Annotated in this window: 20 protein-coding genes; 11 read left to right on the forward strand and 9 right to left on the reverse strand. The window is 36.3% G+C overall.

All coding sequences use genetic code 11. From position 1 onward, the window contains the following. Window positions 1–165: 165 nt before the first annotated feature. From MM213_RS12870 to MM213_RS12895, 6 genes are all read right to left on the reverse strand, one after another. Window positions 166–1,509 (reverse strand): hypothetical protein, encoded by a 1,344-nt coding sequence (locus MM213_RS12870; RefSeq protein WP_241412804.1) that lies wholly within the window; start codon window positions 1,507–1,509, stop codon window positions 166–168. Then, the gene (locus MM213_RS12875) at window positions 1,509–2,756 is read right to left on the reverse strand and encodes a hypothetical protein (RefSeq protein ID WP_241412805.1); all 1,248 of its coding nucleotides are present in this window, start codon (window positions 2,754–2,756) and stop codon (window positions 1,509–1,511) included. The genes MM213_RS12870 and MM213_RS12875 overlap by 1 nt, the downstream gene beginning before the upstream one ends. Window positions 2,757–2,987: 231 nt before the next feature. Next, window positions 2,988–5,057, reverse strand: coding sequence for an IPT/TIG domain-containing protein (locus MM213_RS12880; protein ID WP_241412806.1), 2,070 nt, complete (start codon window positions 5,055–5,057; stop codon window positions 2,988–2,990). Between the two features lie 11 nt (window positions 5,058–5,068). Next, a complete protein-coding gene (locus tag MM213_RS12885) occupies window positions 5,069–6,283 on the reverse strand; it encodes a hypothetical protein (protein ID WP_241412808.1) in 1,215 nt (404 codons plus the stop codon). 120 nt (window positions 6,284–6,403) lie between these two features. Next, a complete protein-coding gene (gene rseP, locus MM213_RS12890; protein WP_241412810.1) occupies window positions 6,404–7,723 on the reverse strand; it encodes an RIP metalloprotease RseP in 1,320 nt (439 codons plus the stop codon). Between the two features lie 3 nt (window positions 7,724–7,726). Then, window positions 7,727–8,893, reverse strand: a complete 1,167-nt coding sequence (locus tag MM213_RS12895; protein ID WP_241412812.1) for a 1-deoxy-D-xylulose-5-phosphate reductoisomerase — start codon at window positions 8,891–8,893, stop codon at window positions 7,727–7,729. A gap of 224 nt (window positions 8,894–9,117) precedes the next feature. Here MM213_RS12895 and MM213_RS12900 point away from each other — a divergent pair, with 224 nt between their 5' ends. From MM213_RS12900 to tnpA, 9 genes are all read left to right on the forward strand, one after another. Then, window positions 9,118–10,560 (forward strand): S1C family serine protease, encoded by a 1,443-nt coding sequence (locus MM213_RS12900; RefSeq protein WP_241412813.1) that lies wholly within the window; start codon window positions 9,118–9,120, stop codon window positions 10,558–10,560. A gap of 384 nt (window positions 10,561–10,944) precedes the next feature. Next, a complete protein-coding gene (locus MM213_RS12905) occupies window positions 10,945–11,358 on the forward strand; it encodes a nucleotidyltransferase substrate binding protein (RefSeq protein ID WP_241412814.1) in 414 nt (137 codons plus the stop codon). Between the two features lie 108 nt (window positions 11,359–11,466). Then, window positions 11,467–12,894: a YncE family protein gene (locus tag MM213_RS12910; RefSeq protein ID WP_241412815.1), complete on the forward strand. Its 1,428-nt coding sequence runs from the start codon at window positions 11,467–11,469 to the stop codon at window positions 12,892–12,894. A 392-nt stretch (window positions 12,895–13,286) separates the two neighbouring features. Continuing rightward, complete coding sequence (locus tag MM213_RS12915; RefSeq protein ID WP_241412816.1) at window positions 13,287–14,573, forward strand: hypothetical protein; 1,287 nt, start codon at window positions 13,287–13,289, stop codon at window positions 14,571–14,573. Further along, entirely contained in the window at window positions 14,574–15,173 is a 600-nt protein-coding gene (locus MM213_RS12920; RefSeq protein WP_241412817.1) for a hypothetical protein, read from the forward strand. A gap of 49 nt (window positions 15,174–15,222) precedes the next feature. Next, window positions 15,223–15,936 carry an ABC transporter ATP-binding protein gene (locus MM213_RS12925; protein WP_241412818.1) on the forward strand — a complete coding sequence of 238 codons (714 nt, stop codon included), beginning with the start codon at window positions 15,223–15,225 and terminating at the stop codon, window positions 15,934–15,936. Then, window positions 15,929–17,575 (forward strand): putative ABC exporter domain-containing protein, encoded by a 1,647-nt coding sequence (locus tag MM213_RS12930; protein ID WP_241412819.1) that lies wholly within the window; start codon window positions 15,929–15,931, stop codon window positions 17,573–17,575. Before MM213_RS12925 ends, MM213_RS12930 begins: the two co-directional genes overlap by 8 nt. A 150-nt stretch (window positions 17,576–17,725) precedes the next feature. Next, window positions 17,726–19,093 carry a cystathionine beta-synthase gene (locus MM213_RS12935; protein ID WP_241412820.1) on the forward strand — a complete coding sequence of 456 codons (1,368 nt, stop codon included), beginning with the start codon at window positions 17,726–17,728 and terminating at the stop codon, window positions 19,091–19,093. 842 nt (window positions 19,094–19,935) lie between these two features. Then, the gene (gene tnpA / locus MM213_RS12940) at window positions 19,936–20,388 is read left to right on the forward strand and encodes an IS200/IS605 family transposase (protein WP_255806961.1); all 453 of its coding nucleotides are present in this window, start codon (window positions 19,936–19,938) and stop codon (window positions 20,386–20,388) included. Between the two features lie 904 nt (window positions 20,389–21,292). Here tnpA and MM213_RS12945 read toward each other — a convergent pair. Genes MM213_RS12945 through MM213_RS12955 form a run of 3 tightly spaced genes read right to left on the reverse strand, consistent with a single transcriptional unit; the run spans window position 21,293 to window position 24,099 of the window. After that, entirely contained in the window at window positions 21,293–22,339 is a 1,047-nt protein-coding gene (locus MM213_RS12945) for a vWA domain-containing protein (protein ID WP_241412822.1), read from the reverse strand. Next, the gene (locus MM213_RS12950; RefSeq protein WP_241412823.1) at window positions 22,326–23,228 is read right to left on the reverse strand and encodes a hypothetical protein; all 903 of its coding nucleotides are present in this window, start codon (window positions 23,226–23,228) and stop codon (window positions 22,326–22,328) included. The genes MM213_RS12945 and MM213_RS12950 overlap by 14 nt, the downstream gene beginning before the upstream one ends. Continuing rightward, entirely contained in the window at window positions 23,221–24,099 is an 879-nt protein-coding gene (locus tag MM213_RS12955) for a DUF58 domain-containing protein (protein WP_241412825.1), read from the reverse strand. Before MM213_RS12955 ends, MM213_RS12950 begins: the two co-directional genes overlap by 8 nt. Before the next feature lie 90 nt (window positions 24,100–24,189). Here MM213_RS12955 and MM213_RS12960 point away from each other — a divergent pair, with 90 nt between their 5' ends. Next, window positions 24,190–24,552 carry a DUF4296 domain-containing protein gene (locus tag MM213_RS12960; RefSeq protein ID WP_241412827.1) on the forward strand — a complete coding sequence of 121 codons (363 nt, stop codon included), beginning with the start codon at window positions 24,190–24,192 and terminating at the stop codon, window positions 24,550–24,552. Next, window positions 24,536–26,923 carry an endonuclease MutS2 gene (locus MM213_RS12965; protein WP_241412829.1) on the forward strand — a complete coding sequence of 796 codons (2,388 nt, stop codon included), beginning with the start codon at window positions 24,536–24,538 and terminating at the stop codon, window positions 26,921–26,923. The genes MM213_RS12960 and MM213_RS12965 overlap by 17 nt, the downstream gene beginning before the upstream one ends. Window positions 26,924–26,960 lie beyond the last annotated feature (37 nt).

Genomic DNA, 26,960 nt, shown 5'->3' on the forward strand with positions numbered 1-26,960 from the left:
TTAAACAGGGATTCTGTCAAAGGGATTGGTATGTCTTGTTGAAAAAGAAAAATGTTATAAATGATGAATATCAGAGCCAATTTATTGATTAAGTACGACCTAAAAATCAGAATCCTCGAAAACAAAGATTTTAAATACCCATAGGGATAGCCCAGCTTAGTCCAACTATGTTTTAAACGCAATCTTGATATATCTATTTATTATAGTTATTTTTTTGGGTAGATTGCGTCTAAAACACTTTACGTTAGATATGTAATAAATTTTGTCCCCAATAGATCTGAATACTCTTACTGAACCATTATTCAAATCCATGATTGGAGTACGAGGGTCGATGATATTGACCTGAACTTTGTTTGCTGATTCTATACCAGCGTTTACAATTGAGACATTGATTGTTTTGTTTTGATTTATCTCATTACTGTAAAAAAGTACTTCCAATTCATTTTCGGTCACACTTATCACCTCATATTCAATGCTGTTGTCTTCTATTTTAAGAGGATTAAGGTATGGTGCAAAGGAGTTGAAATTATTTCCTTTGAGTATTACTGATTTACGCTTAACGCTATTAATATTTATAACTTGATTGGGATCGAAGGTTGTTGGTTTTATTTTGAAGTTGTTTTCTACTAGATATTTTTGTCCTCTTATTCCTACATTGAACTTAGGTGAGTTTGTGTTGAAAAATGCCATAGGTTTGAATGCGATGGTTGAATCCGTCACGGTTATATTGTCACTAAAATAAGGGAATTGCCCATCAATTATTTCGACATATATACTGCTTGTTCTGAAATATTTACCTTTTATTATAAATAGGGTGGAAAAATCCAGAAATCGATTTTCATCTACCAAAAATTCTGGTTCTCGTAAATTGAAAGGAATGTAAAGGGTTAACTTTTTTTCAGAGACTTCAATTTCAAAGCTAACATCTTGTGATTTTGAGAAGGTCGCTCCGTCAGGAATTGTAAACTCAAAGTACTCTGTTGTAACATTGATGACTGTTGTTTGCTGATTGTTGATTTTTACTTTGTATTTAGATATGTTTTGGGTTAAGTTTCTGGCATACATTCTGATTGTGTCTCCATAATAGGCATTTTCCGGAAACTCAATTCTTTCATATATAAAACCTGTAGATCCCTGACTTATAAAATTTGTAGGTTCTGACAAAGTAATCCCCTCACTTGTTTTGATATACGCTGCCACAAAGTATTGACGTTCTTTGATTAGTGAATAGTTAGCTTTGAGTTCGAAAAATTTATCGGGCTTTCCTGCTTGTTTTACGATCTCACCATTTTCCAAAAGATCCAATTGGGATCTCCCATAATAAAAACCATACTCTATAACTTTTTGCTTTCCGATATCATAAATATTAGCAGCAAAAACGACTCCTGTGGAATCGACTTCTTGAATATATGCTACACTAAACCTAGGATTGGTCACTTCAGGTAATTTCTCTTCTTCACATGAAAAAAGGAACATACACAAACCAAAAAGAAAGATCAATTTTTTCATTATTTCATTTGTCTAAAAGAGTACCCAATCATGAATCCAGTGTTTAAGCTATTAAAATAGACTAATCTGGGGAGATTTATAGTCATTTGACTTGGTGTATAGTCAATCACAAGCTCGGCGGACAGTCTGCTGTTTTGGTTCTTTAGCAAGATAGCGCCTAGTTTTAGAGAAGGACTGAATGTAGTTGGACTGATTTTGACAGCTTCAAACTCATTTACCAATGTGATTCCTTCAGCCTTCATATGATAATCCGATATCATAAATTGATTTTTCGTGAAGTTCACTCTGTTTATAATACCTGCTCCAAAGTAAATATCTATTGCTCTTGATTTGACAACAGAATAATTAATGAACCATTGTGCAGAAATTACCTGCCTGGTGTACGTACTTGTACCAGTGACCCTATCTACAGGGTTGTCATGCATGAAATTGATGGTGTTGTTTTGGCTACTGAAGCCTATCAGTAAGTCCATTGATGCCCTTGGTAATTCTCTGTAGAAGTCTAGTCTAGTGCCAAGTAGAAAAATAGGAGAGAAGGGATTTTCAAGGTTTTGTGTTGTAGGTAGCGAATTTGGCGTTGATTTACTGCTAGTATGTACAATGCCAGTTTGAGCCAAAATGCTCATTCTGAATTTCGGGGCGCTATTTAAGTTTTTAGCGTAAGCTGTTTCCTTACATTCATGATATTTGACAATGTAGGAGGTCAAACTCTGATCATTGAGAGAAACTTTTTTTAGGTCATCTTTTAATATAAGGTTACATTCGCCAGCAGTGAGATAGCTTAAGATATTCAAATGTCTTTTTGAGGTACTTTTTGAACCTCCCACAATTGATGTGTTACTTTTCTTATTTAGGTTGAGGATATCACCATTTTCCAGTTCGATAAAATACTTGCCGTTTGATTTTAAGAGTGAAAATTCTCCTACAAACAAAATCTGAACAAATTTATTAGGCTGAGCAAACTCTTCGGGGTTTGTGTTGAGGTTTTTTACCACATATTTCTGATTATTTTCCAGCAGAAAACTATCAGCTTCTGAAGTAGAATATGTAGTAGTTTCGCCATCAATCCCAATTAATTTGATACTACCTTGTTTTTTCTTTTCTTTAAAAACAATGGATCCTGTAACTGTTGATCCGTTTTTTAGATAAAGATAATCTTTGGAAGGGTTATCTTTCTGGGCGAAAGTGACATTCGTTAAACAGTTGAATATCAACAAGGTTAAAAAATGAATGTAGATTTTTTTCATATAGCGAAAGTAAATATTCACCAATTCTAACTAAAAAATAATTCAAAAAAAATAGGTCAAAGAAAATTTTCTTTGACCTACTAAATATTTTTTATAAAAAAAGGATTTTGTTTTTTTAAACAACTTCAAAATGTAGTCTGCCCATAGGGAAAATCATCATTTCGATATAGACAATTTGACAAAAAGTAACTGTAAATTACATTACTTTCATGCTAGTTATATGAATTTAAATCATGGGTTTAAGAGGTATTTAGGATCAAATTCTCCCAGAAAACCATACTGAGTAAAATACACGAATTTACTATTGTCGATTAATATTGCATTTGTATTGATTTGTTTTTGATACATATAGTTTGCTCTACTGAAATAGTTTGCTTCACCAGTATTTAAATTCAATTTATAAGCACCATCCTCTTCTATAGTAAATACATCTGAATCAATTAAAATGAAGTCTTGGATAATTCTTGAAGTATTTATGTTTTGGAATTTTTTCACTTCCACCCAGCCTTCTAAGTTTTCTTCAAATTTCATGACCCTTATTTGTGAGTTTTCTTTTTCTACAAGCATTGGGCTGTTATTGAATTTGTTAACTTTTTCAAAGATTATAAGAGATGAAGAAAAATTTCCATTTGTCAATTTTTCCCATGTTTCATTTGTCAAATCAAATCTCCATCGTTGGTTTGTTAATTGACCAAGTACAGCAACATTTTCTGCTAATTGACCTCCTTCTATATAAAGATACCTAGAAGTGGAAAACACTCTTCTAGGTTTATATAACTTTATTGGAAGAGAAGGGAGCTCTTTTATTGTGTTTGAAGTCAGATCAACCTTATAAAATTTTGGATCAAAAAGATCTTGGCTATATGTGGAGATGTATAATTCATGATCATTGTGTTGCAGATTGAATATTGTATTGAGGTTGTTAAAAATTGACCAGTTTTCCATTTTTTTCACAATTGCTTGTGCTTCAAAATCAATTTCAAATATGGCATTCTCAATCGTCAGTAGTTTTCTTGATCGAAACCCATTAAATGAGTTGGCTTGTTGTGATATAATAGAATAATTGAAACTATTTAAGTTAGGCTGGCTTGTTTTGATGTCGGGGTTCGTTTGTGTGAATTTTACTGAGTGATTTGATTCTTTCCCCATACTTCTAATCGATATTTGGTTGACCCTACCTTCAAGCATTCCATTCGGTCTAATGTATAGTTTATTAGGTTCAGGTAACCTAGCTGGATAAAAATCAGTTGAGATATTTCCATTTACTAGAATTGTCTCTCCATTAATTATATTGCTATTAAAATTTTCGCCAGTTATCTCGTAGCTATTTTCTTCTTTAAATTCACCAATTATTTCCTGATCGGGATCTAGTTCAGTTTGATTTAAATTAAACAACCTCACATTACTTAATCTTCGATTTCTTAAAGTCAAGTTGACTGTGGGTTGGGTACTTATGAAGCTTGAGTTAAGCTTAAATGAAAACAGACTGTCTGTATTAGATATAATTTCCAAAGAAGAGCTTTGACCATTAAGCATTCTGTTCTCAATATTTTGAATATTGGATCCTAAGTATTTGCCTCTGATGACAACAGTGTCTATGAAATTAAATGTATTAATATTTTGCAAGTATAATTCAGGCTCTCTAAAAGTGATTGGAAACCATGCGTTAAATGTTTTTCCAGAAATTTTAAAATTAAAATTATAATTTATTGTGTTTGGGTCATCACTTATCAATGGTAAGGTAAACTTGAAATATTCACTAGAAATCGCGACTACGTTTGCTTTTATCCCATTAAAATTGATTTCATAATTTCCAATTAGATTGCTGAGATTGGTTCCAAAAACCGTAATAGTGTCTCCAAAGTATATCGGATTCTTAATATCAATGCTTTCGAAAATGAAACCATCACTTCCTTCACTTCTGAATTTTTCAGGAACAGAATATACATATCCTTGACTTGTTTTAATATAAGCGACTACATTGTAGTCTCTAGTTGCTTCCAATGAATGGTTGACTTTTACTTCAAAAGTTTTTGATGGTGCACCTTGAATTGAGAAGATTTCAGAATTGTCAAACCTAGGTATAATTGGAAATCTTGTAATCATAAAGCCATGTTCTATGATTTCTACCTTTCCTGAATTATAAACATTTGCAGATAGTGATACCCCTGACTGAGAGGTTTCTTGTATGTAAGCTACGCTAAACTGTGGGTTGTCAATTTCAATTTCGGCTTCTTCTTGACATGAATAAAGCAGGAGAATAGACAAAACTAGTGCAAGGATTTTAGATGAGTTTTTCATTTTACGTTTGATTAAAATGTTATACCTAAAAGTAGTCTGCCATTCAATCTATGGTAAGTTGAGCTCATTGTTGATAGTAAAATGTTTTCAGAAGAAAAGACTCTTGATACATTGAGCTCTGTTACTAATTGGTTTTTAGGAGTTAATTGTTTGCGATACCCTATTTTCGCAACAGGTGAAATGGTACTTTTCTTTATTTCATGCCATGTAATTTCCCGTACTATGATTTCATTGGTCATAGAAAGTTCGGTGTTTACCAAAGAGAAGTCTTGATCAATAAAGTTGTAGCTATGTTGAACTCCCACACCAAAATAAGTTTGATGATTATCATTCTTAATAAGGTTATAGTTTAATATAAAGGCACTTTCCAGAGTAGATAGTTTATAATTTATTGATCCTATGTATAAATTAGTTTGGTCGATGGTTCTTGACATCAGTTCTTTTTCATAAGAATTGTAACTAAACAAAATATCGGCAAAATATTTTTTTGGTATTCTAATTATATTGGAAGCTGACAATCCAAAAGTTAGGCTAGGAGAGATGGTTTTACTAGAACTGATTTCGATTGGAGAAGAGGAGCCTTGTCCATCAGAAATTCCAGAGGCATTTAATCCAACCCCAAAAAGAATATTAATGACTGCTAATTTATAATTGTAGTAATACTTATTGTATGGTGAATTTTCACATTTATGAAACTGCTCTAAAAGTTGGATCAAATTTTCTTCTTTATATACGAAAGATTTAAGTGCCACTTTGGTCGTTGGATTGCATTGTCCTGTTGTGACAAAGCTTAATGTCCCAAGGTTTTTTATGATTTTATTTCTGTCTCCTTCTGGATTTACTAATTCCAGTAATTCATTGTTTTTGAGTTCTAATAAGAGGTTTTTACCTACTGCATACAGAGAAATATCTCCTTGAAACAATATTTGAGTAAACTGGTTTTTTGCAATATTTATGTTCTCAATAAAATAGAGGCCTGAGTCTGTACCAAATCCCTCTAGTTCTGTAGTGCTATACGTAGTGACTGCAGAAGTAAGAGGATCTAAAAAAACAACTTCCCCAGGACTTTTGGAAGGATTGAAAGATACTACACCATTTTTTTTCTGACTCGATTTTAAGATTACGAATCCTCCTTCATCTTGGAGTGTTTGTGACAAACTTACATTTATAGGCAAAAAAACTACTGCCATTATGAGGATGAATAAAGATATTGATTTTTCTTTCATTATACTTTTACAAGCTATGTATCAGGGGTGAAGCATCAATTCTACAAAAAATAAAATTCAAAAAAAATAGGTCAAAGAAAATTTTCTTTGACCTACTAATCTTTTTTTATTTGGACGGAATTATCCGCCTGTGAAAAGCTTCAAAATATCATTTCCAATAGCAAATACCATTAGCGCCAAAAGCATTACCATGCCCACTTTTTGAGCATTTTCGAGGAATTTATCTGATGGGGTTTTGCCTGAGATCATCTCGTACAATAAGAATACTACATGGCCACCATCTAAAGCTGGAATAGGCAACAAATTCATGAATGCCAGTATCATAGATATCAATCCAGTAATGCTCCAGAATTTTGTCCAGTCCCATTTGTTGCCATATATTTTTGCCATTCCGATAGGGCCGGAAACATTTTTCGGAGAAACATCACCTGTAAACATACGTCCCAAAGCTCTCGCATTGATTATCACAACCCCAAATGCTTTCTCAGTTCCTTTTGTAATCGATTCTGCAAATCCAAACTTCTTAGATACAGGCTCCAATAGTGGATTGATCTGAAAGCCTAGGGTGCCATCTTCAGCTACTTTGACAGTTTTGTCAATTTCTTGGCCGTTTCGATCAATTTTAATAGAAACTTCGCTATTGGCAGCTTCAGCTAAAGCATTTTGCCATTCGTTAAAATACTTGACAGGCTGACCGTTTACTTCTATAAATTTATCTCCTTTTTGTAATCCTACTCTTTCGGCCTCAGTCCCTTTGGTTACTTCAAAAATATCAAAAGGCATCCTAATGTGGATGAAGTTGGACATGCTTTCTTCATTTGAGAAGGAATTGATAAATCCTCTTGGGATTTTCACCTGAATTATTTCCCCATTTCTCTCCACGGTATAATACCCATCTGTACTCAAAAGCGCATCACCACCACTTATTTCTGAAAGACTCTGATATGGCTCTCCATTGATGTCGAGTATTTTGTCTCCATCCTGCAAACCTATTTGCTTCCCAATATCATAAGCTACAATTCCGTGCTCTACAACTTGCTCTTTGGAATAGTAAGTCTCACCCTTTTGATAAACCAAAGCAACAAAGATCAAAATACCTGTGATGACGTTGACTATAATACCACCAAGCATCACGATCAATCTTTGCCAAGCAGGTTTGGATCTAAATTCCCATGGTTGTGGCTCTGAGCTCATTTGCTCAGTATCCATTGATTCATCCACCATCCCAGAGATTTTTACAAAACCTCCAAGTGGAATAGCACCAATTGAATATTCTGTTTCGCCCCATTGAAAACCTATGATTTTTGGAGGGAATCCTATTGAAAATTTTTCTACTCTCATGCCAAACATCTTGGCTGTAAGCAAATGGCCTAATTCATGTAGCCCAACTAAAATAGATAGCCCAAGCAAAAGCTGACCTACCATTATTAATGTATCCATTATTTATTTTTTACTCTTGATTAATTCTTCTGTTACTATTCTGGTTAATTTGTCTGTCTCAACAAAGTCCTGCAAGCTTGGTTGCTTGATGAAATCCACTTTTTCCAATGAAGTTGCAATAAGGTCTGACATTTCCAGAAAACCTATTTCCTCCCGCAAAAATGCAGCCACAGCGATTTCATTTGCGGCATTTAATATACATGGCGCATTACCACCTCTTTCCAATGATTCAAATGCCAATCTCAGATTCTGAAATGTCTCCATATCGGGCTGTTCGAAGGTCAAACTTGGATATTGTACGAAATCGAACCTTGGGAAATCCGATCGCAACCTTTCGGGAAAGCTCAATGCAAATTGAATAGGAATACGCATATCTGGAAGTCCAAGTTGCGCTTTGATCGAACCATCTTCAAACTGAACCAAACTATGTACAATAGATTGTGGATGCACTATAACGTCTATCTGATTCGCATTGATTCCAAAAAGCCATTTTGCTTCGATTACTTCCAAACCTTTGTTCATCAAAGATGCTGAGTCAATGGTAATCTTTGCACCCATATCCCAATTTGGATGCTTCAAAGCTTGTGCTTTAGTAACCGATTCAAGGAATTTCTTATCTTTTCCCCTAAATGGGCCTCCCGAAGCTGTAAGGATGATTTTTTCAATTGGATTGTGAAATTCACCTACCAAACATTGAAAAATCGCAGAATGCTCAGAATCTACAGGATATATATTTACACCTTTTTGCCTTGCCAACTTGGTAACCAATTCTCCAGCTACCACAAGTGTCTCTTTGTTTGCCAAAGCTATTTGCTTACCACTTTCTATGGCTTTGATCGTTGGTATCAACCCTGCATATCCAACTAAAGCTGTCAAAACTACATCAATGGTGTCCATTTCCACTACCTGAGCCAATGCTTTTTCGCCAGCATACACTTTTATATCCATGGGAAGTAGTACTTCCTTGACTTTTTCGTAAAGCGATTCATTGGCAATGACTACACAATTGGGCTTGAATTCAATAGCTTGCTGAATCAGCAGATCAGCATTGTTTTGGGCTGTAAGTACTTCTACTTCAAACTTGTCTAAGTTTGATTTGATGACATCGAGGGTTTGTGTTCCGATACTTCCCGTAGAGCCTAAAATGGCAACTCTTCTTTTTTCTGACATGAAATAATTTGTATTAGGCAATTTGGGTTTAAATAAGTCAATAATTCTAAGTCTAACTTTCTCACCCTTCCTTAAGTCTGACAAAATTACAAGGTTCAAAGACTTTTCCTTGTGATTTTTCAGTCTTTTTGACTTTTCGTCGATTTGGCATGAAAATCGGTGTTTTTTTTACATAATTTAACTATTCTATTTAACCGAAAAATTGAATAATCGTTAAAAATTAAATGATGAAAAATTTCAAGTTATTAGTACTCGCTTTCTTTGCCGGAATTGGAGGGGCATGGGTGTTCCAAGAGTTTATGGCAAATCCTCAAGTGCAGGATAACGTTTTTCCTGATCAAGAGTCATTTCAGAGACAACAAGTCAATTTTGATGCAGAAGCATTTATCACAAATGTCCCCAATTCCCCTGTGTCATTTATTGAAGCTTCCGAAAAAAGCACTCCCTCTGTTGTCTTTATCAAAAATTTTTCCGGAACAGACTATAAGCGATATGGAATTTTTGATTATTTCTTCGGGACAGGCCCAAATCAACGTGTAAGTACAGGCTCTGGGGTTATCCTGAGTCAGGATGGTTACATTATTACCAACAATCATGTAATCGATAGAGCAGAGACTATTGAGGTAGTTCATCAAAAGAGAACTTATCAGGCAAAGTTGATAGGTACAGATAAGAATACTGATATTGCTGTATTGAAGATAGAAGCAGGGAATTTGCCTGCAATAAAGCAAGGAAGTAGCCGAGATTTGAGAATTGGAGAATGGGTGATTGCCGTAGGGAATCCCTTTAATTTGACTTCAACAGTGACAGCGGGAATAGTTTCCGCAAAAGAGAGACAGATAAATATATTGGGCGGGGATTTTCCTTTGGAATCATTTATTCAAACAGATGCTCCGATCAACCCAGGGAATTCAGGTGGAGCCTTGGTAAATACTAAAGGAGAATTGGTAGGGATCAATACGGCGATTTTATCGAGAACAGGTTCCTATACGGGGTATGGTTTTGCTGTACCTGTGGATATAGCAATGAAAATTGCAAATGACCTTATCAAGTTTGGAGAAGTACAAAAAGCGCTTCCAGGAGTAGATGTTGTTGAGATTACTCCAGAATTGGCTGAGGAGATGAAATTAAACACCTTGGATGGGGTTATTGTCACCAATGTCCTGCGTGGAGGAGCTGCTGAAAAGTCTGGAATTCAAAAAAATGATGTGATTACAAGAGTGGAAGGCTTTAATGTAACAGGAAAAGGGAGCTTTGAAGAAGTTTTGTCATATTATTATCCTGGAGATCGTCTGAATTTCACATTCCAAAGAAAATCAGATGTGAAAAATGCTGAACTTACACTTCAAAACTTAGATGGAGGGACAGGAGTCCTTAAGAGGGAGTTTTACACTTCGGCATTGTTGGGAGCTCGTCTGGAAGCGATCAATGCCATTGAGAAAGATAGGTTGGGTGTAGATAATGGCGTGAAGATAGTAGGCTTGACGAGAGGATATTTGAGAGATTTGGGATTGAATAATGGCTTTGTACTAACCCAAATAAATGGCGACCCAGCCATCAATCCCGAAAAAGTGGGGGCGTTTTTGGAAAAATTCAGTGGCAGACTACTTCTTGAAGGATTTGCATCAAATGGACAGCCCTTTATGCAGAGTTATAGCATAAGGTAGGGAGATGGATGAAGGAGAAATGATTAAAGATGAAAGGGAAATGATCTAGATTACATAGTTAGGAAGGGTGAAAGTCGAGAAGAGAAGCGTTTGAGAATCAAGAGAAAGGAAGCGAGATACAAGAGGGGTTTGAAACTCAAGATAGCCCTGAAAGGGCTTATGATCCAAGCATCGGATTATGACCCGATGTCTAAAAAGATTTCAGTTGAACATTTGCCCTTGCAGGACAATTGAATAGATGAAGAGGATAAAGAAAAATCAAAAAAACATTATTAACTATTTTAATGATGTGGCTTCTGATTGCTTTGCAAGAAACGAAAATATTTAGCTGATTTTTTCGGAGAATGAAAGAAAAAACCTATCTTGAATGAAAACAAAATAGCCATGAAAACTGCACCCTTGACCTGTGAAAAATGTTTTTCGGATTTTCAAGAAGCCTTAGAAGAGCTGAAAGCTGTCATAAAATCAGCTAAAAACAAAGGTTTGGATGCCAAAACAGAAGCCCAGATTGTTCGGGTATTTGAATTGACTCATGAATTGACCTTAAAGACAATCACGGAATTTTTCAGGAATCAAGGACATTCAGGATTTAGTGGTTCCAGAGATATTACAGTAGAAGCATTCCATGAAGATTTGATTGATGATGGCCAAGGTTGGCTCGATATGATAATCTTAAGGATCAAATACAACCCAATATATCCAGAAAACACCCAGAATGAATTGGTAGATCGGATTATAAATTCCTTTGTAAAGCTGTTTGAGAATTTCGAGAGAAAGATGGAAAAAAAGCTTGAATAGCCCTATTTCATTTAAATGATTTAGTTACTTTTTTTAACTGTAATTATTTGACTTACATGTTTTTATTTTTTAAAAATAAATGAATAGTTTTGCTAAATTTCACTTCTTATGAATAAGCGCTCTATTCTGTTAATCGTCTATTTGTTTTTTTTTGTTTTCTCTTGTGATTTTTATTCTCGGGAAGAAACTACCATTGAAAAAAAAGAGGAGGTTTTTCCTTCTGAGTTAGAAGTAATCAGTACAAGATTTAGGCCTGGAGAAATTTTGAAAAATGAGCCAGACTCTGTTGTTATTGGTTATAATGAAGCGCTTGAGAAAGTTAAAATCACGATTGCAAATGGGCATTCGAGTTTCCCAGGATTTACCGTAGATCTGATTTCTGAAGCGAAACAAATTGTAATTCAATCAAGGGATTTTTTTAGCGGATCAAATCTAATTTTTAAAATTGAAGGTGAAAATTCTTCTGGAAAAATCTTTACCAAAGAAGTAAATGTAGATTTGTTTCAACAAAAAAAGGTTTTTGCAGGGCGAGTTGCTTCTATGCAATTAGACAAAGATGGTAAGACAGTTTGGATGACAGCATTGGAACCAAATCGATTGTACAAGATAAATTCTGAGGATTTGACTATTGAGCAAAAAATAGATCTGCCATTTTCTCCCCATGATGTTCATGTTAGTCCTTATGATGGATTGGTTTATTTGACTAATTATGATTATCCTGAAATTTGGGTTTTAGAATATCACAACCTTAATGTCGTACATAAAATTCCTATTTTTAAAGAACCAATTCCTTTCGATCATCCTGATCATCCGTACATTTTGCCATATAGTGTGGCGTTTTCCAAATCCGGGATAGGATTGGTTTCTTTTTTATCAGACGGAATGAGTGGAGGTAAGATCAGAATAATTGATGCTTCAAAAGACTACCAAATTAGGAATTTTGAAGAGAATACTGAAAGGATCTTTGAAAGTGAGTTCGTCACTTATAATCATGTAGTGGAATATGTGAGGACCTCAGCTGATGGGAATTCCATTTTTATAATACCAAGTGCAGGCAATGGAAATGTTCTTCACATATTCGATCCAAAAACGGAAAAAGTGAAAAATGAAGAAGCTCCTTGGAGAGTTGCTAAAGGTATCAACCCTTTTAAATTCCATTATTTAAAAGACATGTTCTTTCACCTATCATTTCTACATCAATATTTGCGACTTGAGTCAGGAGAGACTTCAAATAATGCTGGCTTTCTATGGTCAAGATATATTGATGGAGATTTTGCTAACGGAGAAAAAGATACACAGGTGTTTTATATTTTACATAATAGGCTTATGGTTAGATATGATTTTTCAAAAATGAACTATACTGCAGTTAGAGTGAATGCTGAACATTTCAGGAAAATGATCTCTTTGCCATTTGATAGGTCTTTCTTGTTTGCTGCCCTCAATGAAGATCCAAACAAGCAAGGTGTCATTCAAACTGAGCTAATCAAAATGCCTAGGGGTTGGTTTTCACAAAATCCTCTTGATTTTCGAGAATAAAATCCCTTGAGAGCTTCATAAATAAAGGTCTAATGATTTGATTTTGAAATAAACAACTTGAATCTTTGGGTTTATCGATGTTTCTGTTAGGATTCAGATATGGCATTTGTTGTAAAGTACTTTTCACTTGGAGTGTTTGGTGTTAAAACTCTGAGATCAACCACTTCTTATGCTTGCTGACCGAAGTATGATATATGCGCTATGGGCTATCTATTTGCGGAAAATTTATCACTTAGGACATGCACTCTCCAAAAAGCATACTACGCAACAGGAAATTTTTAAAATTTAAAAATAAATATAAAATCATGTAGCGTTTACATAACATTTTACGTCTTAGAGAAGTAAGTCAGTAAAATTTTCCTAAATCGTCTTTTTTCAAAATTATTTATGATATGAAATCTACCTTCCAATTGCCCATCCAATTGCGGCTCCTTCCCTTCGCTCTGTTAATTATGTTGGTTTTTCAGGGATGTCAGGATCAGACTACAAGTACATATACTTATAGAACTCAGATGCCTGTTTATTTGCAAATGAATGATTTTAGAACTTCCGAGGCAATTATTGAGCCTGGTAAAGAACTGGAAAACCCTGGGAAAATTTATATTTATGAGGATTTTTTGTTTATCAACGAGCCACAGAAAGGAATTCATATCCTAGATAATTCAAACCCTTCTAACCCCATCACAGTCAATTTTCTCAAAATCCCGGGAAATGTTGACTTGGCAGTAAATAGCAATATGCTTTATGCTGATAATTATCTTGATCTTTTGGTTTTTGATATAAGCAATCCAAGAAATATCCAACAAATAAAAAGAGTTGAAGATGTTTTTGAAAGTATGTACACTGAAAGAGGTACAGGAACTTTTATGACTTTGAAAGATACCGTTTTGACCATGGATTCTGAATTCAGCCGCGGATGGGGATGGGGTTGGGGTAATATTTTTTGGAATAGAGGAGGAATGTTAGCCATGAATTCCGATGCTTCCAGAGGTGGAGGAGAAAGCTACGGGCAAGGTGGATCCATGGCAAGATTTACTTTGATGAATGCACACCTTTATGCAGTAGATGAATATTCGCTTAGGGTTTTCAATGTAGAGCAATCAGATAATCCTGATTTTCTTAAAAATATCAATTTAGGTTGGGGAATAGAGACTATTTTTCCTTTTCAAAATAAACTATTTATCGGTTCAAACACAGGTATGCATATCTATGATGCCAGTTCTCCCTCAGATCCTAAGCAAATGTCAGTCTATCAGCACGTGACAGCTTGCGATCCTGTTGTTGTCAATGAAACCTATGCTTTTGTAACTTTGAGAACTGGCGTCAATTGTAGGTTTGGAGTTGATGAACTTCAGATTCTTAACATAGAAGACCCTTACTCGCCTAAGTTGCTGAAATCATATCCAATGGAAAATCCCCACGGTTTAGGTCTTGCTGGAGATTACTTGTATTTGGCTGAAGGCAGGCATGGACTCAAAAGCTTCAATGTAGCAGATGTGATGAATATCGATAAGAATCAGCTTGAATATCTCAAATCTTTAAAATCTGTGGACATCATTCCTGGTCCAAAATCATTGATTGTAATAGGTCCTGATGGCGTTTGTCAGTTTGATTATTCGACGCCAAACAAACTGGTTCAATTGAGTTGTATAAATGTCAAAAATCCAATAGTTGTTTAAGTGAGGTTATTTCTATTATTTACTGTTTTGTTTTTTACGAGCCAATTTTCCTATTCTCAAAGGGAAGTTGGCTCTTATGTTCATCATGCTGAGATTGGAGCTTTGCTAGGAACAAGTAACCAGGGGGAAAGAGTTAATTTTTCATTACAATCTTTCCATGGGGTTCAAATCGATAAATTCAATACAATCGGGTTTTTTGTAGGATTTGACACATATCCTGATTTTAGTCTGATGCCGATAGGTTTTGGTTGGAAACATACCATAACTCCTGAGAAAAAATATTCTTTTTACAGCAGTTTAGATCTTGGGTATGGTTCAGCTTGGTTTCAGAAGAAAGTAACAGAAAATGGGTTTCAGTCTTGGAATGAAGGGGGGGTTGTGGCTAGTCCAGCCATTGGATTGAGAAAGAAGGATAAATCTGGGAACGATAAGTATTCGTTTGCAATAGGCTTCAAGAAGCAATATGCCAGATCGTATGAAGGGCGATTGACTACAGGCGTAGCCACTCCTGTGGATGGAATTCCACCGGGTTTCGAATCACTTTTTGAAGAAAAATTTGTTTTCAATAACTTATTCATTCGCTTAGGGATGATTTTTTAGCATATATTGAAGGCTAATTATTAAATTGGGCTTTCAAAAAATTTCAGAAATGCTAGAAGTTATTGGTTTAGTAAAGAAATACGGCAAGGCGAATGCGGTGAACGATATAACTTTTTCGCTACAAGGAGGGGAAGTAGTTGGGCTTTTGGGGCCAAATGGAGCAGGGAAAAGTACAACCATGAAGTGTATAGTAGGTTTGCTCAGGAAAACTTCCGGCGAAATCTATATTGGTGGAATTGATCACATGCAAGTAGGGGCAAAAAAGCTCTTTTCGTATATTCCTGAAACTCCAAGTGTTTATGACTTGCTGACTGTCAAAGAGCACATGCAGTTCATCGCTCAAGCATATAGTGTTGAAAATTGGCAAGAAAAAAGTGAAGTACTTTTTGAAACTTATGACTTGACTGATAAGAAAGATAAGCTAGGTAGAGATTTGTCAAAAGGAATGCGTCAGAAAGTATCGATCTGTTGTGCTTTGCTTCCTGATCCACAGATTTTGTTTTTTGATGAACCAATGATTGGTTTGGATCCAAAAGCAATTAGAAATACTAAAAGGATTTTCAAAGAACTCAAAGAACAGGGAAAGACCATCTTGGTTAGTACCCATCTGATCGATAGTGTGGAAAGTATTGCTGATAGGATAATGATCATGAAAAGTGGCAACATCGTGGGTAATGATACTTTGGAAAACCTAAAGCTGCAAATGAAGGGAAATGATTCTAGTTTGGAAGACTTATTCTTAGAATTGACAAAAGATGAATGAAATAAAATTACTCTTCCGAAAAGATCTTTTTATCCTTATCAATAATATTAAGCTGATTCTCAAAAACCCTTTGAGACTTTTGCCTTATATTTTTGTAGTGGGGTATTTCAGTTTTTTCTATTTTAGGAGAACAGGAAAATCCACTGAAAGTGTCAATCCTGAGGATCTTGAAAAGCTGCAAGAAGCTGCAAAAGGAGCTGTTGATATAAATTATGGGATGGCTGTTCTGGTTGGGAGTTTGACATTTTTGGCATTGGTATTTCTGGTTTTCCAGTTGTTCAGAGCTACCAAAAAGAATGTGAGTTTCTTCAGTATGGCAGATGTGAATTATTTATTTACAGGGCCATCCTCACCAGCCAATATATTGGTCTATTATATGATTAGGTCACTTTTGCCAGCTATTGGTGGAAGTATTTTCTTTATGATCTATGCAAGTTCGCAATTGGTGGAGACCTTTGATCTTGAAGTCTGGCAGATCTGTATCATGGCAATTGGATTGGCACTGTTTATTTTTATCCTATCTCCCATCAAGTTCTTGGTTTACACTTTACATACCAAATACAATATACTTGGATATTTCAAGACGGGTGTTTTTGTTTTGGGTGTAATATTGGGGTTGATGATCCTGATTCCCGGATTGATGGCAGAAAAATTTTGGCAGGGAATGTTTCTTTGGATAGCGTCTCCATGGTTTGATTTCTTTCCTTTGATAGGCTGGAGCCGTGCAATATTGATGTTTGCAGGTCATCAAAACATTTTGATTGTCCTCGGTTTTGTGGCAGTCTATGCCATTACATTCTTCATTATCCTTAAGCTGGTCTTGGTACATTCTGGATATTACTATGAAGATGTATTGGAATCGACCCAGTCCAAAGAAGAGGTAAAAGAAAAAGCGACTGGCAAAAGCCAAGCTTCAGAATCTACAATGAGTTTGAATGCCAAAAAACAATTAGATATTCCAAACTTTGGGTTTGGTGGCAAAGCACTCTATTGGAGGAATTACGTCCATAGCTCCAGACAAGATTTCCACCCTCTGTTTGGCTTGTACGGGTTGGGTTTTGCTGGGTTAGGGGTGATTTTTGCAGTACTTTCTAAATTTGATTGGTTTGCACACCAGGTGATCTATTTCTATTTGCTGATGTTGATCTTCATCTACTTTTTTGCCGGGATGGGCAGAAACAATGTTGGTGATTTGAAAAAACCGTTTTTCATTTTGATACCTGCAAGTTGGTCATCGAAATTCTGGAACATGATCAAGCTGGATGTGATGCAGACTTTGATTTTTGCTACTATATTGATCGTACCGACAGTTTTGATAGCATCTTTAAGTCTTTGGTTGATTCCGACATTTATCTTCTGTATGCTTGCGTTTTATATGTCAGGATTTGCCATGACACTTTGTACCAATGTAGGGTTTGATGAGGGATGGGACAGAAAGCTGATTAAGCCTGTTTTGATTATTGGTGTATTGATGTTTGGGATACTTCCAGCTATTGGAGGAGGTGTATTTGTGTACATTGTATCCAAGCAATTTGCCTTAGGGATGTTGGGTATTTCGCTGGGGATGTTCATAGTCACAGCAGTGATGTTGCATGTCGCGATGGATTTGGTGAGAAGGGTGGAGTTTAAGGAGCTTTGATGATTTTTAAAGCAAAATCTAGTCAAAACTTTCAATTTCATTTTATTTGATGATTGTTTACCCCAAATCATTCCCCCAAAAATTCAACACCCCAACAGATCCCCTTTAAAATTATTCGTAACTTGCAGCCAAATTAGCAATAGCGATCTTATGATTTATAATTCAATAATTGAAACAATAGGAAATACACCTTTGGTCCGCCTGAATAAAGTCAATCAGGGCATCAAAGGTGAAATTTTGGTGAAAGTGGAATACTTTAATCCAGGTAATTCTATGAAAGATAGAATGGCCATCAAAATGGTAGAGGATGCGGAGAAAGAAGGTATTCTGAAACCAGGAGGGACGATCATTGAAGGAACAAGTGGTAACACTGGGATGGGCTTGGCCTTGGCAGCAATCGCAAAAGGGTACAAATGTATCTTCACCATGGCTGACAAGCAGTCAAAGGAAAAAATCGATATTCTTAAAGCCGTAGGAGCGGAAGTAATCGTCTGCCCAACTAATGTGTCCCCAGAAGATCCAAGGTCTTATTATTCTGTAGCAAGGAAATTGAACAAAGATATTCCCAATTCTTTTTACCCAAATCAGTACGATAACTTATCCAACTGGAAGGCGCATTATGAAACTACAGGCCCTGAAATTTGGAAAGATACAGAAGGGAAAATTACCCATTATGCTGCTGGTGTTGGTACTGGTGGTTCTATGTGTGGCACTGCCAAATATTTGAAAGAGCAGAACCCAGATATCATCACTGTGGGAATTGATACCTATGGTTCTGTATTCAAAAAATATAAAGAAACAGGCATATTTGATGAAAATGAAGTTTATCCATATCTGACTGAAGGTATTGGTGAAGATATTTTGCCCAAAAATGTAGATTTTGACATGATCGATCACTTTGTGAAAGTGACTGACAAGGATTCGGCTGTGATGACAAGAAGGTTGTCGAGAGAAGAAGGTCTTTTTGTCGGTTGGTCATGTGGATCGGCTGTGCATGGAGCTTTGGAATATGCCAAGGAGCACCTTAAAGAAGGAGATAGAATGGTCATTATTCTTCCTGACCACGGCACAAGGTATTTGGGGAAAGTTTATAATGATGATTGGATGAGAAATCATGGCTTCTTGGAAGATAGATCATTTGGAACTGCAAGAGATATCATTGCATCTAGAAATGGAAGCTATCAGCTAGTAGTTACCCAAAAATCAGACAAAGTAAGAGAAGCGATTGCATTGATGAATAGCACCAGTATTTCCCAGATTCCAGTAATGGACAATGGAAATGTAGTCGGATGTATTACAGATAATAAGCTTTTGAGCAAAATCATCGATAACCCAAACCTCAAAGATTCACCTGTGTCGGAAGTGATGGAAGATTCGATGAAGTTTGTCGCTTTGGATAGTACGCTGGATGTGCTTTCATCGATGGTGGACAAAGAAAAAGCTGTTTTGGTACGTGATGATAAACATCAGATTCACATCATTACAAAACATGATATATTAGAAGCAATTACTAAGTAAAGATAAGATCCTAGGTTCCTAGGAACAGAACGCCTACTGAAAGATGCTTTCTTTCGGTAGGCGTTTTTTTTCTCATAATCAGATAATTCCTGCACCCTTTCAGGGTTTCTTGGGTAGATTCTAGCTTGGTTATCGATGGGTTTTACCCATCGTTAATGTCACTAACCCTTTCAGGGTTTTTGAGATTAAGATTCTCTTATTTTGTAATGAATTTTAACCGTTGGATCCCTACACCCTTATAGGGTTTTTTGGGGAGGTTCTGGCTTGGGTGTCGATGGGTTTTACCCATCGTTAGCTTCATTAACCCTTTCAGGGTTTTTGAGATTAAGATTCTCTTTTCTGTGAATTTTAACCGTTGGGTTCCTACACCCTTATAGGGTTTTTTGGGGAGGTTCTGGCTTGGGTGTCGATGGGTTTTACCCATCGTTGGCGTCACTAACCCATTCAGGGTTATTAGATTTTATCCAAAAGCAATCAGATTTTTAGCTTTTAAAATTCTTGATGTATCGTAAAATGCAAAATGCCCTGAAAGGGCATTTGATACTAACAATGGGTAATGCCCATTGAATAAATAGGCTAGAGCTCCATCTTGCCCTGAAAGGGCAATTGATATTAGCAATGGGTAAAACCCATTGAATAAATGTATCGTCACGCTACCTCCCCAGCCCTGAAAGGGCTATTGAAAGATGTTAATTTCAATTTTGGAATTTAAAAACATTTAAATTAAATTGATAGAGCATTAAAACAGATAATATCAAACTAATTTGGCACATCGAAAATTAAGCTTCTCAGTATTTTTAATTAAATTTTTAATCTAAAACCCTTTTTCAGGGATTTGTTTTATGGGACAATCGTTAGTAAAAAATTATATCCATATTGTATTTAGCACTAAGCATAGAATGCCGCTTATTAAACCAGATATTGAAAGCCGCATTCATAGCTATTTAGGAGGGATTTGTAATCATTATGAATCACCTTCAATTATAGTAGGTGGGTATGTTGATCATGTTCATATATTGTGTATGCTCTCTAAAAAGATTGCTTTAATGGAGTTTGTAAAAGAATTGAAATCTAAATCTTCAAAATGGGTGAAAACAATAGGTCAAGACATTGATTCATTTTATTGGCAAGATGGGTATGGTGCATTTTCTGTAAATCCAAGCGAGATTGATATAGTGGTAAAATACATTCAAAATCAACATCAACACCATTCCAAAAAATCTTTTCAGGAAGAGTATAGATCTTTCCTAAAGAAATATAAAGTGGAGTATGATGAAAGGTATGTCTGGGACTGAATTTCTTTTTGGTCGTAATCCTACACCCTTACAGGGTTTTTTTGGAGATGTTCTGGCTTGGGTATCGATGGGCTTTACCCATCGTTAGCGTCACAAACCCTTTCAGGGTATTTTGGGTTTAAGATTTTCTTTTCTTTGAATTTTAACCGTTGGATTCCCACACCCTTTCAGGGTTTTTTGGGTAGGTTCTGGCTTGGGTGTCGATGGGTTTTACCCATCGTTAGAGTCATTAACCCTTTCAGGGTTTTTGAGAATAAGATTTTCTTTTCTTTGAATTTTAACCGTTGGATTCCTACACCCTTTCAGGGTTTTTGGGGATGTTCGCGCTTGGTTATCGATGGGCTTTACCCATCGTTAGCGTCACAAACCCTTTCAGGGTATTTTGGGTTTAAGATTTTCTTTTCTTTGAATTTTAACCGTTGGATTCCTACACCCTTTCAGGGTTTTTTGGGTAGGTTCTGGCTTGGGTGTCGATGGGTTTTACCCATCGTTAGCTTCATTAACCCTTTCAGGGTTTTTGAGAATAAGATTTTCTTATTTTGTAATGAATTTTAACCGTTGGATTCCTACACCCTTTCAGGGTTTTTTGGGGATGTTCTGGCTTGGTTATCGATGGGTTTTACCCATCGTTAATGTCACTAACCCTTTTAGGGTTATTAGATTTTAGCCAAAAGTAAACAGATGCCTAGCTTTTAAAACTCTTGAAGTACGTAAAATGCAAAGTGACCCGAAGGGGTAATTGAAACAATAAAAATGCAGGTCAATTGAACAGAAGCTTACAGTAACAACCCATGCCCTGAAAGGGCACTTGATACTAACAATGGGTAAAACCCATCGACCAAATAGGCTAGAGCTCCACCTTGCCTTGAAAGTGCACTTGAATGGTAAATGAATAAGAAATAACTTAATCCAATAAGAAGTTGTTAAAGAATGTACTTTTCATTCCTAGCCAAACAAAAAAGAAAAGTAAGCCCCAAAATAAATAAACCCTATAATAATCCATGGTTTCTTTGTATCGGGATTCTATAATCTCAGCTTTTTCAAGTGTATCGATTTCTTCAAAAATTCTTTCTAATGCATTGTCGTCGGAAGCTCTGTAGAATTGACCACCTCCAATCTTTGCGATTTCTCTCAAGGTAGTTTCATCCAAATAGCTTTCTATCATCTGTGGTCTTCCAAAAAAGTCCACACCATACGGTACCATTCCATCTTTTCCCACTGCGATAGAGTATATCTTGATATCAAAAGCAGCGGCAAGTTCAGCTGCAAAAATAGGATCTACATTCCCCGCATTATTCTCTCCATCACTTAGAAGGATCATTACTTTGGATTTTGATTCTGCTTCCCGCATTCTGTTTGTCCCCGATGAAATCGCACTTCCTATAGCGGTTCCTTTTGCATCCATCATGTTGAAGGAAATATCTTTGATCAAATCAGTAAGAAGGCCATAATCAGTTGTCAATGGTGCCAAGGAGTATGCCTCCCCTGAGAAAATCACCATTCCAATTCTATCTCCAAACCTTCCATTTATGAAATCAATAGCCGTTTCTTTAGCGGCTTCCAGTCGGTTTGGTTTGAAATCTTGTAAATCCATGGACTCGGAAATATCCATCACCAGCATGATATCTATCCCCTCCGTGTACTGTTCGACCCTTTCGTTGGTCTTTTGTGGACGGGCAAGTGCTACCACCACCATCCACAAGGTCAAAAGAAAGAACAGGGTAGGGATTAATCTCAAATATGTCCAAGGATTGCTTCGGGCAACGCTTTTTGGAAGGGAGATTTCCAACACAGGGTTTTTGAGAAATTTTATAAATTTCCTCAAAAGCATCAACAAAGGCACAGCCCAAATCAGGTGTAATGCCCAAATATTTTCCCATTCAAATCCACGAAGCGTTTCTGGAAAAAACCAATACAAGGATAAAAAATCAGATATACTATTTGCGCTCATCTTTCTGGGTAATTTTTTGTTGATAGGTATCCGCACATATTCCCTTTAGGTTCTGACATGCTTGTCCTATATCCTTGCCTTCCTTTCCGGCATAAATAATCATCTCAATTTCTCTAAAATCCTTGATAATTTCCTTGTTTTCCAAGAATTCTGAAATCTCTACAGTAGTCCACTCTCTGAAAGGTTTGTTTTTGAGGTGCTCCATATAAGCCTTCCATAATCCCAGCATTTCATCTGCATTGGACATATCAGGATTGCTTGAGAAAGCTTTTTCTGCCTTTTCCCAACGCAATAAGAATCTCTTGTATTTCTGCTTTTCCAGCCAAAGATTCCATCTTTTTTGAATAGGTTTTCCAAAGAAGAAAAGAAGAACTGATGCCACAATCAATACAGCAACCAAAACACCTATCAAAAGAGGGTAATTGAAATCCTTTTCAATAGGCTGATATACATTATTATTCTTAAAAGCAAGCTCCTCAGGAAGAGGGTTAATGGTAAGTTTGAGTGCCAAATCGGCCTCGTCAGTCATGTACGTAATGCTGTCATATTTGAGGACCTCATAGACAGGAAGGGAGAATTTCAGTACTGGATCCAAAGAGAAGTTTGACAGATAGTAAACTGCACTATCCAAAGTTTGCCCCTCTTTTGTACTGGAGATGTAGGTTTTCTTTTCCAAAAAAACCAAAGGGCTAAAGTCATAAGTGGAATCTGGGAAAATGATATTGTATCCTTTTCCATAAGTAGCCTTGAGGACATAAGGAACCCTCTCTCCAAGTTTGGCTGAATCCTGTAAGAAATAACCTTCCACTTTCAAGTCTTGACCCAAACTCAAAGTACTTGAAATCAGCATGATTGCAAATCCGAGTAAAATTATGCGAATTTTAGCCACGTTTCATGGTTTTGTTACGAGTTTTGAATAATTCGATCAAAGGTAGTACGATATCTTGTCTTGTATCGATGCCTAGATAATTGATTTGGTTTTTTTTGCATATATTTTTCAGATGGTCTCTTTCTGTAGTGAAAGTTCCAGAGATTTTCTTGGAAAATGAACCAAATGCAGTATTTACCCAAGTAGTATTTCCTTGTTCTTTGTCATACACAGGAATGATACCCAGCGATGGTAATTTGGATTCTCTAGGGTCAGTCAATTGTATCGCTACCAAATCATGTCTTTCTGCGAGCGCTTTGAATGGCCTTTCGTATCCTTCATCGATAAAATCTGAAATGATGATAACAATGCTCCTCTTTTTGATCAAGTTGAGTGCAAAAGTGAACATTTCGTTCAGATTTGTCTTCAGGGATTTGTTTTCGTGGTTGAAAACACCCTTGATGATTTTTACTCCCTGTTTCGGCCCCTTTCCTGGCAAGATGATTTTTTCCTTTTCATCAGAATAAGAAATCAATGCTACTTGGCTTCCTTCAAAGATCGCAGCCAAAGTCAACACTCCCGCAACTTCCTTTCCAAGATCTATTTTTTTTCTGCCAACTTCCCCAATATCTTGAGATCCACTGACGTCCAAGAGGAAATAGACACATTGGTCTTTATCTTCTTTGAATGTTTTCACAAAGGTTCCGTGACCTTTGGCAGAAACTTTCCATTCTATAGTCCGTACATCATCACCATACTGGTAAGGTCTCAAATCATCAAACTCCAAGCCAGCGCCTTTGAAAATTGACTGATAATCTCCTTGTAGGTGGTTGTTGGCTACCTTTCGGATCATTATCTCATATTTTCTTAATTTCTTTAGCAGTTGGTTCATATTCGTCGTTTTCGGATGACTAATTTAAGGCAGTCTTTTGAATAATAAAATTTATATGATGATCTCTATTAAATGTATTAATTTTGAAACGTGAAAAAGCTAATATTCATTATACCGATTATCATTTTACTTTATGGATGTAAGGATAGAAATATCCCTTCAGGAGTCTTGGATGAAGACAAAATGGTCAGTGTTCTGATCGATATACACCTTGCAGAAGGGTTTGCTAGTACCTTTCCGATCAATTATGATTCATCAAGGACTATTTACCCTATGTTCGAAACAGACGTTTTTAGAAAACATAATGTCTCTGACACAGTTTTTCACAAGAGTTTGGAGTTTTATTTGGCTCATCCGAGAAAGATAGACAGGATTTATGCCAGAGCGATAGATTCCCTTAATGTAATAGAAAAATTAGGAAATACGAAAGAGACGGATGATTTACCCCAATAGTGTAGAAGATAAAATTAATTTTGATAAAATTAAAGAATTGATCAAAGCGGAGTGTAATAGCTCCCTTGGTGTCGATTTTGTAGATAAAATGAATTTTTCAAAAGACTTGAGACTTATCACAAGGCTTTTGGATCAGACAGAAGAGTTTAGGCAGATTTTGGTTTCTGGGGAATCATTTCCATCATCGAATTTTACCAACATCTATCCTTATCTGGAAAAAGCCAAAATAGAAGGTACTTTTTTGTATGAAGATGACTTCCACGAAATCAAGCTTTCTTTGATGACTCTAAGTGGTTGCGTTGCGTTTTTCAACAAGTTTTCTGAAGAGTACCCCAATTTGCACCAACTTTTGGGCTTGGTAAGTTTGGATCAGACTTTACTGAAAGCCATTGAACGCATTATTGATGAAAAAGGAAAGATAAGAAATAATGCATCCAAGGATTTGTCTTTGATCAGGTCGCAGATTATTTATGAAGAAAGCAGGTTGCGAAAAGTACTTGATAGGATTTTTAGGGATGCTAAAGCAAAAGGTTTAACTCCAGATGATGCTTCAGTGACGATTAGGGGAGGGAGAATGGTTATTCCTGTGTTGGCAGAAAACAAAAGGAAGATCAAAGGCTTTATCCACGACGAATCAGCAACTGGTCAGACGGTATTCCTCGAACCGGCTGAGGTTTTGGATATCAATAATGAACTGAAGGATCTAGAGTATATGGAGCGTCGGGAAATTCAGAAAATCCTCACGCAACTTACTGATCTCCTCAGAGGGTATATTCCAGAATTGAGAAAAGCTTATCAATTTTTGGGTTTGGTCGATTTTATCCGTGCCAAAGCCAAATTCGCTATCAAAACCAATTCCTCTAGACCTATTCTCGAGAAACAAAGACAGGTAGAATGGTATAATGCCACTCATCCTCTATTGCAATTTGCTCTGAAGCAACAGGGAAAGCAGGTGATACCACTTAATATACAACTTGACCACAATAGAAGGTTGCTGGTAATATCAGGACCAAATGCTGGAGGTAAATCCGTGACGCTTAAGACTGTCGCAATGATTCAGTACATGCTTCAATGTGGATTGCTTGTGCCTGTAGATTCGCATTCAAAGTGTAGCATTTTTGATCACTTTTTTATCGATATTGGAGATGAACAAAATATTGAAAATGATCTGAGTACATACAGTTCTCATTTGATGAGTATGAAGTATTTCACGCAGTTTGCGGATAAGAAAACCATCTTGTTTATTGATGAATTTGGTACAGGTACTGAGCCGCAATTTGGGGCAGCTATAGCAGAAGGTATTTTACTTTCCTTGAACAAGCTAGGGGCTTATGGTGTGATTACTACCCATTATGGGAACTTGAAGGAAATAGCTTCCAAAAATCAGGGCCTCGTCAATGGAGCAATGCGCTATGATGTTGATAAGTTGGAACCGCTATACCAACTAGAGATCGGTAAGCCTGGGAGTTCTTTTGCTTTGGAAATAGCTTCGAAAATTGGCATTTCCAAGGAGATCATCAACTATGCAAAGGAAAATATAGGCGAGGAGCGAGTACGATATGATAAAATGCTCAACAAGCTGGAAAATGAAAAAGTCCGATACGAGCAGTTGATCAATGAAAATGCCAAAAAAGAGCGTCTTCTTGATATCAGAATGAAAGAGTACAATTCCCTGAAAGAAACAATAGATTCTAACAAGAAACAATATATCCAAGAGGCCAAGAATGAAGCCAAGCAGCTTTTGGATGAGGTAAACAAAAAGATAGAAACCACGATCAGGTCAATCAAAGAAAATAAAGCTGACAAAGAAGCAACTAAGAAGCTAAGGGCGGATTTGGAGTCATTCAAATCTAAGATCAAGCCTGAAAAGGTTATTGAAAAAGCACCAGAAATCAAAGTGATAGATGGGGAAATCGCGGTGGGTGATTTTGTAAGACTCAAGGATAATGGGGCTGTAGCTGAAGTGCTTGCTATCAAAAATAAAGATATCGAAATAAGTATTGGGGATTTGAAATCCAATGTGAAAATCAAGCGTCTGGAGCGGATTTCGAGTACGGAAATGAAGAAGGAGAAAAAGTCTTTTGCCAAGAGAACTGGTTTCGACACCAATGCCAAAATGATGGAATTTTCACCAAACTTAGATATTAGGGGGAAAAGGGGAGAAGAGATCCTTCCTTTGGTTCAGAATTTTATTGATGACGGCTATATGTTGGGAATGAAAGATCTCAGGATTGTTCATGGAAAAGGTGATGGGATCCTGAAAGATATTACAAGAAACATCCTGAAAAACATGAATCAAGTAGCAAAAGTATCAGATGAACATGCCGACCGTGGAGGTTCAGGTGTTACATTGGTTGAGATGAAAGCTTAAGCTTTTTTCTTTTCAAGGCAAAAAAAAGTGGTTTGGA

It is taken from the genome of Belliella alkalica, assembly GCF_022549785.1.
In the GTDB taxonomy this organism is placed as follows: Bacteria; Bacteroidota; Bacteroidia; order Cytophagales; family Cyclobacteriaceae; genus Belliella; species Belliella alkalica.